The 10,425-nt window shown below is 62.7% G+C and carries 10 protein-coding genes; 4 read left to right on the top strand and 6 right to left on the bottom strand.

The window, feature by feature from the left end; genetic code table 11:
* A partial coding sequence (locus tag ACK1VC_RS17980; RefSeq protein ID WP_449118005.1) for a cytochrome b/b6 domain-containing protein occupies positions 1-492 on the bottom strand: 492 nt, incomplete at its 3' end.
* The gene (locus ACK1VC_RS17985; RefSeq protein ID WP_016489091.1) at positions 489-755 is read right to left on the bottom strand and encodes a PepSY domain-containing protein; all 267 of its coding nucleotides are present in this window, start codon (positions 753-755) and stop codon (positions 489-491) included. The genes ACK1VC_RS17985 and ACK1VC_RS17980, both read right to left, overlap by 4 nt.
* A gap of 175 nt (positions 756-930) precedes the next feature.
* Between ACK1VC_RS17985 and ACK1VC_RS17990 the strand changes: the two genes are divergently transcribed.
* Positions 931-2,109 carry an acetyl-CoA C-acetyltransferase gene (locus ACK1VC_RS17990; protein WP_024718026.1) on the top strand — a complete coding sequence of 393 codons (1,179 nt, stop codon included), beginning with the start codon at positions 931-933 and terminating at the stop codon, positions 2,107-2,109.
* Between the two features lie 61 nt (positions 2,110-2,170).
* Here ACK1VC_RS17990 and ACK1VC_RS17995 read toward each other — a convergent pair whose 3' ends face one another.
* A complete protein-coding gene (locus ACK1VC_RS17995; protein ID WP_191086969.1) occupies positions 2,171-2,971 on the bottom strand; it encodes a 5-methyltetrahydropteroyltriglutamate--homocysteine methyltransferase in 801 nt (266 codons plus the stop codon).
* 208 nt (positions 2,972-3,179) lie between these two features.
* Here ACK1VC_RS17995 and ACK1VC_RS18000 point away from each other — a divergent pair, with 208 nt between their 5' ends.
* On the top strand, positions 3,180-4,667 hold the full coding sequence (locus ACK1VC_RS18000) for a methylenetetrahydrofolate reductase C-terminal domain-containing protein (protein WP_191086970.1): 1,488 nt from the start codon (positions 3,180-3,182) through the stop codon (positions 4,665-4,667).
* Here the strand turns inward: ACK1VC_RS18000 and yjiA are convergent.
* The 3 genes from yjiA to ACK1VC_RS18015 all read right to left on the bottom strand — a co-directional run bounded on the left by yjiA (position 4,627) and on the right by ACK1VC_RS18015 (position 8,030).
* Positions 4,627-5,604 carry a GTPase gene (gene yjiA / locus ACK1VC_RS18005; RefSeq protein ID WP_060517423.1) on the bottom strand — a complete coding sequence of 326 codons (978 nt, stop codon included), beginning with the start codon at positions 5,602-5,604 and terminating at the stop codon, positions 4,627-4,629. The two genes, ACK1VC_RS18000 and yjiA, sit on opposite strands and share 41 nt — an antisense overlap.
* Before the next feature lie 144 nt (positions 5,605-5,748).
* Positions 5,749-5,946, bottom strand: coding sequence for a YbdD/YjiX family protein (locus ACK1VC_RS18010; RefSeq protein WP_003251633.1), 198 nt, complete (start codon positions 5,944-5,946; stop codon positions 5,749-5,751).
* A gap of 17 nt (positions 5,947-5,963) precedes the next feature.
* Positions 5,964-8,030 carry a carbon starvation CstA family protein gene (locus tag ACK1VC_RS18015; RefSeq protein WP_016489096.1) on the bottom strand — a complete coding sequence of 689 codons (2,067 nt, stop codon included), beginning with the start codon at positions 8,028-8,030 and terminating at the stop codon, positions 5,964-5,966.
* Between the two features lie 177 nt (positions 8,031-8,207).
* Between ACK1VC_RS18015 and ACK1VC_RS18020 the strand changes: the two genes are divergently transcribed.
* Together ACK1VC_RS18020 and ACK1VC_RS18025 are read left to right on the top strand one after the other, a co-directional pair.
* On the top strand, positions 8,208-8,573 hold the full coding sequence (locus tag ACK1VC_RS18020; protein ID WP_023047384.1) for a PilZ domain-containing protein: 366 nt from the start codon (positions 8,208-8,210) through the stop codon (positions 8,571-8,573).
* A gap of 263 nt (positions 8,574-8,836) precedes the next feature.
* On the top strand, positions 8,837-10,354 hold the full coding sequence (locus ACK1VC_RS18025; protein WP_016489098.1) for a nucleobase:cation symporter-2 family protein: 1,518 nt from the start codon (positions 8,837-8,839) through the stop codon (positions 10,352-10,354).
* Positions 10,355-10,425: the final 71 nt, after the last annotated feature.

Below are 10,425 nucleotides of genomic sequence, written 5' to 3' on the forward strand. Positions count from 1 at the left end.
CAGGTTCTCGCGCAGGCGCACACTCTCGTAGATCGCCGCCAGCACATGCACACACACCAACGCCAACACCGCATCGGCCAACCAGCTATGCAGGTCGGTCGGCCAATCGGCGCCCCACAGCGCGTCCACCTCCTGGGACGCCCAGCCGGTCAGGACCAGCCCTGCGATACCGGTGAGCATCAACAGCATCACCAGGGCGCCAATTGGCGAATGCCCCAGGCGATGACAAGGCTCGCCGCGCAGCAGCGCACGGGCATGCACTGCCAGGCGCGCCGGGGTTGGCCAGAAATCGGCCCAGCGCGCACTGGGTGGCCCGACAAAGCCCCAGACCACGCGCACCACGACACAGGCCAGTGCGTAGTAACCCAGCCACTGGTGCCAGTCGTCACCTTCTTCGTTGAAAAAATAGTCGGCGAAGAACACACCGGCGATGGAGAGATGGCACAGCCGCAGGAGCGGGTCCCACAGCTGCACCGTGCCGTCGCTGTTCAATCGTGGTACTCGGACTTGACCGCCTTGCCGCTCACCGGGTCATGGTAGATCTCGACCTTGCGGCCATCCTTGTCGAGACCATAGATCTCGTAGCAGTTGCCCTTGGTAACCTTGAACTTGTTGATCTTGTAACCCTGCTCCTTGAGCTGGGCCTGGAACTTTTCCTGGTCTTGCCAGGTGCTTTTGTCTGCGGTGGTGCATTGGGTGGCGGCGAATGCTGTGCTGCTGCCGATCAGTAGCATCAAGGCGATGAGGGTGCGCATGGGTATGGGCTCCATTCAGTTGAGTGAAAACAGCACGGAATTCAGCTTACTTGGATAGCCCGCCGAGCGCCCATTGATTTGTTTTTCACATCAATCCGAAAGAAAAACAAACTTAACAAATGAGCCAAAGCCACCGATGCTTGGGCATTACGCCCATCGCACGGAGAACAACAACATGAATGACGTGGTCATCGTCGCCGCTACCCGCACCGCCATCGGCAGCTTTCAGGGCGCCCTGGCCACGGTACCTGCGGTCGACCTCGGTGCCGCCGTGATCAAGCGCCTGCTGGAGCAGACCGGGCTGGACCCGGCGCAGGTGGACGAAGTGATCCTCGGCCAGGTGCTCACCGCCGGCGCCGGCCAGAACCCAGCGCGCCAGGCCGCGATCAAGGCCGGCTTGCCCTACAGCGTACCGGCACTGACCCTGAACAAGGTCTGCGGCTCGGGCCTCAAGGCACTGCACCTGGCCGCACAGGCCATCCGCTGCGGTGATGCCGATGTTGTGATTGCCGGTGGCCAGGAAAACATGAGCCTTGCCCCCTATGTGATGCCTTCAGCCCGCACTGGCCAGCGTATGGGCCATGGCCAGCTGATCGACAGCATGATCACCGATGGCCTGTGGGATGCCTTCAACGACTACCACATGGGCATCACCGCCGAGAACCTTGTGGACAAGTACGGCCTGAGCCGTGAACAGCAGGACGCCTTTGCCGCCGAGTCGCAGCGCAAGGCCGTGGCGGCCATCGAGGCCGGGCGCTTCAACGATGAAATCACCCCGATCGTGTTGCCGCAGAAAAAAGGTGAGCCCAAGGTGTTCGCCCAGGACGAACAGCCACGCCCGGACACCACCGCAGACTCCTTGGCCAAACTGCGCCCTGCGTTCAAGAAAGATGGCAGCGTTACCGCGGGCAACGCCTCCAGCCTGAACGACGGCGCCGCCGCCGTGCTGCTGATGAGTGCCGCCAAGGCCAAAGCCCTGGGCCTGCCGGTGCTGGCGAAGATCGCCGCCTATGCCAGTGCAGGGGTAGACCCGGCAATCATGGGTATCGGCCCGGTTTCAGCGACTCAGCGTTGCCTGGACAAGGCCGGTTGGCAACTGGCCGAACTGGACCTGATCGAAGCCAACGAAGCCTTTGCCGCACAGGCGCTGGCAGTGGGCAAGGTGCTGGAATGGGATGCTGCGCGGGTCAACGTGAATGGCGGGGCGATTGCCCTGGGCCACCCGATTGGCGCTTCCGGGTGCCGGGTGCTGGTGACCTTGCTGCACGAGATGATCAAGCGGGACGCCAAGAAAGGCCTGGCTACCTTGTGCATCGGCGGTGGGCAAGGCGTGGCGCTGGCGATCGAGCGCTGATCAGCAGGCCCGGCCTCTTCGCGGGTTCACCCGCGAAGAGGCCGGCACAGGCAGCCGATGATCAAGCCGCAGCGCGGTTCTGTTCCAGTGCAGCAGCCAGCACCGCGACTTCCTGGCACTTCTGCACAGCCAGGTCCAGCGGGCAGTGCAGCAGCGCACAAGATGGCGCCAGCCACAGCCGCTCTCCCAGGCGTTCATGGGCATCGTGCAGCAGGTCCAGGGTCTGTCCCAGGTTGCAAGGCGCGGCGTTGACGCCGTCAACCAGGCCCAGCGAAAGCACTTTGTAGGCCGGCAGGCGGTCGAGGATGGTCACGTACTGGTCGGGTGCCTGCACCAGGTCGATGTGCAGGCCATCGACCGGCAGGTTGGCGGCCAGGCCGAGGTTGCCGCCAAGGCCACCCGAGTAGGTGGCAATCAGCTTCTTCAAGGGCGCGCGCTGAAGGATGTTATAGACGCGTTCGTAAGCGTTTTTCCAGTCCTGAGGCAGGTCTTCGGCGAGGGTCGGCTCATCGATCTGTACCCACTCGACGCCCAGCGCAGCCAGGCGGTTGAGATACTGGTCATAGAGCGGCAGCAGGGTCTCGAGGCGCTCCAGCTTGTCGGTCCCGTCGTTGTTTTCGCCCTGCCACAAATAGGTCAATGGGCCGATTACCACTGGCTTGACCGCGTAGCCCAAGGCCTTGGCTTGCGCCACTTCGTCGAAGAGTTGCGCCCAGCCAAGGTCGAACGGTTGGTCAAGCCAGGCAAAGTCGCCAACGGGCAGCAGTTCGATGCCGGCGTCTTTCTGCACCTGCCAGTAGCGGGCACGCAGCTCGCGGTTGCCACCGATGCGTGGAAAGCCCAGGTTGTGTGCCAGTGCCATGTCTTGTCCCTTCAGCATGCATAAATGAATGAGGGGATTGTCCGGTTGACAATGGTTTGAGACAAACTCATTAAATTTGAGATGAACCCAAGATTTTTTCATGATCATGCTGATGTCTCATTCAGAGCACCACCCTGCGCATCCGGACATGACCCCGCCCGCCTTGTGCCGCACAATGCCACCCTGACCACACCAGGTGCCCGGCCACATGAGCCTGCTGAAAACCGCGCTGCGCGAACAGAACTTCGTCTGCGTCATGGAGTTCGTCCCCAAGCCTTCCACAGAACGCTTCGCCGCCATGGAAGCGATCATGGCCCGTGCGCACCTGTGCGGCTGGCCGATGACCGTGGCCATCGGCGATCGCGTCGGCAGCCCGCTGGACATGTCGCCGCTGGACGCCCTCGCCGCTTTCAGCAACCCGGTACCTGCCTTGCCGCACTTTTCCGGCAAGGACCGCGAGCGTCACCACCTGCTCGCCCAACTGCAGCGTATGGACGCCGCGGGCCTCGACCAGCTGTTGCTGCTGACCGGCGACCGCCTGCCCGGCCACGAGCCCGGCCAGCGCCCCGTACGCTACCTGGAATCGGTCGCCGCCCTGCAGCTCGCCCGCCAGGCTTGCCCGCACTGGCTGCTGGGCGCTGCCCTGAACCCGTTCAAGTACTGTGAGGAAGAAGGCGGCGCCCAGTATTTCAAGGCCGAGAAAAAGCTGGCAGCGGGGGCCGACTTCCTCACGCTGCAACTGGGCTTCGACGCCGCCAAACACCAGGAAGCCATGCACTGGATGCGCCGCCAGCCCACGCCCCTGCCCATGCTGGCCTGCCTCATGAGCCTTACCCACGGGCGTGCGGCCATGCTCGACCACGTGGCCGGCGTCACTGTCACCCCGTCCATGCGTGACATGCTCGAAGCGGAGGCCGCGCAGTCCAAGGTGTTTGCCCAAGCGCGCAGTGTTGACCGCCTGGCCTTGCAGATCATCGGTGTAAAGCTGATGGGTTACGCCGGTGTGCACCTGTCAGGGGTTCACGAACTCAAACAGCTGCTGGCTCTGGAAGCCCGTATCGAGCACTGGCAAAGCCAGGTCCACACGCTGGAGCAGTGGGCGCCCGCCTGGCAGGCCAGTTGGCAGATGCCCGGGCTGCCGGCGGTGATCTTCCATCCGCCGCAAGCGGCCTGGCGGCAGGGCGAATCGCGGGTCGATGCCTCCTTCAAAGAGAAAGCACGCTATCACCTGATGCACGGCATGCATTCGCTGCTGTTCAGCCGCCGCAATGGCTTGAGCAAGGCATTTGGCTGGGCGGTTCGCCGGCCGCTGTGGGCTACGCGCGTTGGTGCTCAGGTGTTGCACAAAGTGGAACGTGCGGTGAAACGGCCATGGGTGGGTTGCGATACATGCGGCCGCTGCCGTCTGGAAGACACGCTGTACGTCTGCCCGGAAACCTGCCCCAAGGGCTTGGCCAACGGCCCTTGCGGCGGTACCGCACTGAACCGCTGCGAGTTCGGCGACCGCGAGTGCATCCACAGCGTCAAGTACCGCACCGCCAAGGCAGTGCGGCAGACCGCTGTGCTGACCGAGCGCCTGATCCCGTGCATCGAGGTTGAAACCCGCCACCGCAGCTCGTGGCCGCAGTGGTTCCAGGCCGCAACGCCGCGGCGGGTCAGCCCGCAGCCAGCGCCTCGAAGCCAGCCCGAATCATAGCGTCGGGCAGTTCATCGGCGATGAACACCATCACGCTCTCACGGGGTTCACCCTCGGCCCACTGGGCGTCCCAGTCAAAGCCGTAGAGCTTGAGCACGCCCTGGAAGACCAGCTTGCGGTCTTCACCGGCGATGTTCAGCACGCCCTTGTAGCGCAGCAGCTGTTTGCCATGAGTTTCCAGCAGTTCGTTCATGAAACCGCTGAGGCGGTCGATATCCAGCGCGGTTTCCGTGCGCAGCACCAGCGTCGAGATCCTGTCCGGCGTGGCGGGCTTGAGCACCGGGCGAAGCGCCGGTTTCAGGTTTGCGCCCAGGTCAGGGTTGAGGTTGAAACCACGCACATCCAGTAGCTCAGCCAGGTCGATGCGGCCGTGTTCGACGACACCGATGGCGGCCCGGCCATTGATGCGCGCCAGGCGCTCGCGCAGAGCCTGCACCGCAGCCGGTTCAGCCAGGTCGGTCTTGCTCAGCAGCAGGCGATCGGCAAAGCCGACCTGGGCCTGGGCGATGGTCTGGGTCAGGTGCAGTTCGGCATGAACCGCATCGACCAGGGTGATGATGCCGTCAAGGATATAGCGCTCACGCAGCTCCTCGTCGATGAAAAAGGTTTGCGCCACCGGCGCCGGGTCGGCCAGGCCGGTGCATTCGATGACCAGGCGCTCGAAGGCGATCTCGCCTGCGTCCAGGCGTTCGAGCAGCAGGTACAAGGCGCGCGTGAGGTCGCCGTGGATGCTGCAGCACACGCAGCCATTGGCCAGGGTCATCACCTGCACCGGCTCGTCGCCCAGCAGCTGGCTGTCGATGCCGGCCTCGCTGAATTCGTTTTCGATCACGGCAATCTTCAGGCCGTGCTCGGCCTTGAGCATGTGCTTGAGCAAGGTGGTCTTGCCAGCACCAAGGAAACCTGTGAGTACGGTTACGGGAATAGGCGTCTGCACGCAGAACATCTCCTGTGCGGAAAAAACAGTGGCCTCATCGCCGGCAAGCCAGCTCCCACAGGTACTGCACAGACTTGTGGCCTATGCAGTACCTGTGGGAGCGGGCTTGCCGGCGATGAGGCCGGACAGGTCAACGCTTAGGGTTCAACAGCATTTGGGCCCGGACTTGCCGCCGTAACGGGCTTCCTGGCGTTCGCGGAAGAACGCCTCGTAGCTCATCACCGGCTTGTCCGGATGCGTCTTCTGCATGTGTTCGACATAGTTGTCGTAGTCGGGCATACCGACCATCAGGCGGGCTGCCTGCCCCAGGTATTTTCCCAGTCGACCCAAGTCGTTGAACATGATTGCAGTCCTCTCGATTACGCGTCAGGCAGGGCCTGGAACGGGGTTTCCTTGTCGCTGCGCTCCTTGCGGCCCCAGGCGGCGTAGCCGACCTTGATGGCGAAGAACAGGATGCTGAAGACCACCAGCAGGAATAGAATCGTCAGGCCCGCGTTGGTGTAGGCGTTAAAGATCACGTGCTGCATCTGCCCGATGTCCTTGGCCGGGGCCAGTACCTGGCCGGCGTCCAGTGCAGTGCTGTACTTCTTGGCCAGGGCCAGGAAGCCAACGGCCGGGTTCGGGTCGAACAGCTTGATCAGGCCTGCGGCAGTGGTGCAGATCAGCAGCCACACGGCCGGCACCAAGGTGACCCAGATGTAACGCTGACGCTTCATCTTGATCAGCACCACAGTACCGAGCATCAAGGCGATACCGGCCAGCATCTGGTTGGAGATACCAAACAGCGGCCACAAGGTGTTGATGCCACCCAGCGGGTCGATCACGCCCTGGTACAGCAGATAACCCCACATTGCCACGCAACCCGCGGTGGCAAGCAGGTTGGCCCCCCACGACTCGGTGCGTTTGAGCGCCGGCACGAAGCTGCCAAGCAGGTCCTGCAGCATGAAGCGCCCGGCACGGGTACCGGCGTCCACCGCCGTGAGGATGAACAGCGCCTCGAACAGGATCGCAAAGTGGTACCAGAACGCCATGGTGTTCTCACCTGGCAACACCTGGTGCAGGATCTGCGCGATACCGACCGCCAGGGTTGGCGCACCGCCGGCACGGGCCAGGATGGTGTGCTCGCCGATGTCACGGGCGACGGCTTCGAGCTGCTCGGGGGTGATCAGGAAGCCCCAGCTGCTGACCGTCTGCGCCACCGAGGCAACGTCTGCGCCCACCACGGCGGCCGGGCTGTTCATGGCGAAGTACACGCCCGGCTCGATCACAGACGCGGCGACCATGGCCATGATGGCAACGAACGATTCCATCAGCATGCCGCCGTAACCGATGTAGCGGGCGTTGGTTTCGTTGTCCAGCAGCTTGGGCGTGGTCCCCGAAGAGATCAGCGCGTGGAAGCCGGACACCGCACCACAGGCAATGGTGATGAACAGGAACGGGAACAGGGTGCCCTTCCATACCGGGCCAGTGCCGTCGGTGAACTGGGTCAGCGCGGGCATTTTCAGCTCGGGCGCGATGATCAGGATACCGATGGCCAGACCAACGATGGTGCCGATCTTGAGGAAGGTCGACAGGTAGTCACGCGGTGCCAGCACCAGCCACACCGGCAGCACTGCGGCGACGAAGCCGTAGCCCACCAGCATCCAGGTAATCTGCACGCCGGTGAAGGTGAACGCCGGGCCCCAGACCGGATCCGCAGCAATTACGCCGCCCAGCCAGATCGAGGCCAGCAGCAGTACCACGCCAACGACCGAGATCTCGCCAATGCGGCCCGGACGGATATAGCGCATGTAGATGCCCATGAACATCGCGATCGGGATGGTCGCCATGACGGTGAACATGCCCCACGGGCTCTCGGCCAGGGCCTTGACAACGATCAGCGCCAGCACCGCAAGGATGATGATCATGATCAGGAAGCAGCCGAACAGGGCGATGGTGCCCGGAATGCGGCCCATCTCCTCGCGCACCATGTCGCCCAGCGAACGGCCGTTGCGGCGGGTGGACAGGAACAGGACCATGAAGTCCTGCACCGCACCGGCCAGCACCACGCCGGCGATCAGCCACAGCGTGCCGGGCAGGTAGCCCATTTGCGCGGCGAGCACCGGGCCGACCAAGGGGCCTGCGCCGGCGATGGCAGCGAAGTGGTGACCGAAAAGAATGTGTTTGTTGGTCGGGACGTAGTCCAGGCCGTCGTTGTTGAGCACCGCAGGGGTAGCACGGCGCGGGTCCAGTTGCATCACCTTGGTAGCGATGAACAGGCTGTAGTAACGGTAGGCAACCAGGTAGATGGCCACTGCCGCGACCACGATCCACAAGGCGTTGATTGCCTCACCGCGACGCAGGGCGACCACACCCAGCGCGCAGGCCCCTATGACTGCCAGCGCCAGCCACGGAATGTGGCGTAGCAGGCTATTATTGTTGTTCATGGTTAGCTTCCAGCTGGTGGATTGGAAAGACCGCCCACCGAGTCTAGGGCGAGTCATCGCGCATTGCCACACTTGCTTTGGTCTAGAGCCTCTGCGGCCAGATTGCGGTACCTGATGCACGTAGCATTTTAACTATAGTCAGGATGTCACTTTAGGACCTACCCGAGGATCCATGCCATGAGCGATCACGACGAACGCCGCCGTTTCCTGCGTATCCCGTTCGACGCCCCGACCAGGCTGTGCCAGGGCGAACGTTGCTGGGAAGTGAAACTGCTCGACCTGTCCCTCAAAGGCCTGCTGGTCGAAAGCCCGCAACCCTGGGATCCCGACCTGAGCCAGGACTTCGAAGCCTACATTGTGCTCAACGACGAAGTGACCGAGGTGCAGATGCAGGTCGAACTGCGCCACGAAGAACCGAACCGACTGGGCTTCATCTGCTTGTACATCGACATTGATTCGATGAGCCATTTGCACCGTCTTGTGGAATTGAACGGGGCTGACAGCACCAGAATGATGCGTGAGCTGCGCGAACTCATCGAATAATGAAATCTTTTAGCTAGCTAATAGCCTTCCCGCGTTGTGTTTCCTGTCTACCCAGACAGCTTTAAGCCTGGGTAGCTGCACTTTGTACACACCCCTCTAATACAGCATTTGATGAGTTGGTACGCCTTCTGCATTGGGTTTTCGCACATCCGGAGGCCGCCGATGTGCGCGCTCCGATCAAAATATTGTATACAATTCTAGTGGCAATAATTTGCAGGAACTGTCTACAGTAGCGACACAAAAATAAACAGAGAGCCTGCTCCATGACTACGTCCCCTAGCACGTCTCCCGCCAAGCGCCCCGAGGACGAAAACCTCGGCCTTGGTGCCAACCTGGCCTACGGTCTGCAACATGTGCTGACCATGTACGGAGGGATTGTCGCGGTACCCCTGATCCTGGGGCAGGCCGCAGGCCTCAACGGCGCCGAGATCGGCATGCTGATTGCCGCCTCGCTGTTTGCCGGTGGCCTGGCCACCCTGCTGCAAACCCTCGGCCTGCCGTTCTTCGGCTGCCAGTTGCCGCTGGTGCAGGGCGTGTCGTTTGCCGGTGTGGCGACCATGGGTGCCATCCTCAGCAGCGAGGGCGGCGGTGGCCTGCCCGGTGTGCTCGGCGCAGTCATGGCAGCATCGCTGATCGGCTTTCTGATCACCCCGGTGTTCTCGCGCATCACCAAGTTCTTCCCGCCGCTGGTGACCGGCATCGTCATCACCACCATCGGCCTGACGCTGATGCCGGTCGCCGCTCGTTGGGTGATGGGCGGCAACAGCGCTTCGCCGGAATTTGGCAGCGTGGCCAACATCGGCCTGGCGGGGCTGACCTTTGCCATCGTGCTGCTGCTGAGCAAGCTGGGCAGCGCGACCATCTCGCGCCTGTCGATCCTGCTGGCCATGGTGTTCGGCACCCTCATCGCCTGGGCGCTGGGCATGACCGACTTCAGCAAGGTCGCCGAAGGCCCGATGTTCGCCTTCCCCACGCCGTTCCACTTCGGTATGCCGGAATTCCACATCGCCGCGATCCTGTCGATGTGCATCGTGATCATGGTAACCCTGGTGGAAACCTCGGCCGACATCCTCGCCGTGGGTGAGATCATCGAGACCAAGGTCGACTCCAAGCGACTGGGCAACGGCCTGCGCGCCGACATGGCATCGAGCATCCTGGCGCCGATCTTCGGCTCGTTTACCCAGAGCGCGTTCGCCCAGAACGTTGGCCTGGTGGCCGTGACCGGGGTCAAGAGCCGTTACGTGGTGGCCACGGGTGGCGTGATTCTGGTGGTACTCGGCCTTCTGCCGGTCATGGGCCGGGTGATTGCGGCAGTACCGACCCCGGTACTGGGCGGCGCGGGCATCGTGCTGTTCGGCACCGTGGCGGCCAGCGGTATCCGCACCCTGTCCAAGGTCAGCTACAAGAACAACGTCAACCTGATCATCGTCGCGGCTTCGCTGGGCTTCGGCATGATCCCGATCGCCGCACCAACCTTCTACCACCACTTCCCGAACTGGTTCGAGACCATCTTCCACTCGGGCATCAGCTCGGCGGCAATCATGGCCATCCTGCTGAACCTGATATTCAACCACTTCACCACCGGCAACTCGGAAAACCAGTCCGTGTTCGCTGCAGCTTACGAACGCACCATCCAGTACTCCGACATTTCCGCGCTGCGTGATGGCGACTACTTCAAGGATGGCAAGCTGTTCGATGCCGAAGGCAACGAAGTGCCGATGCTGGAGCTGGACGAGCACGGCAACCAGACGGTCAGGCGCGAGGCAGTTGCCGAGCATTGACCGCTGACTGAGCGGTGAGAGGGGGGCCGACGCGCATCGTCGGCCCCTTTTTCGTTTGACTGTACTGGCCC

The organism is Pseudomonas sp. XP2, assembly GCF_053557975.1.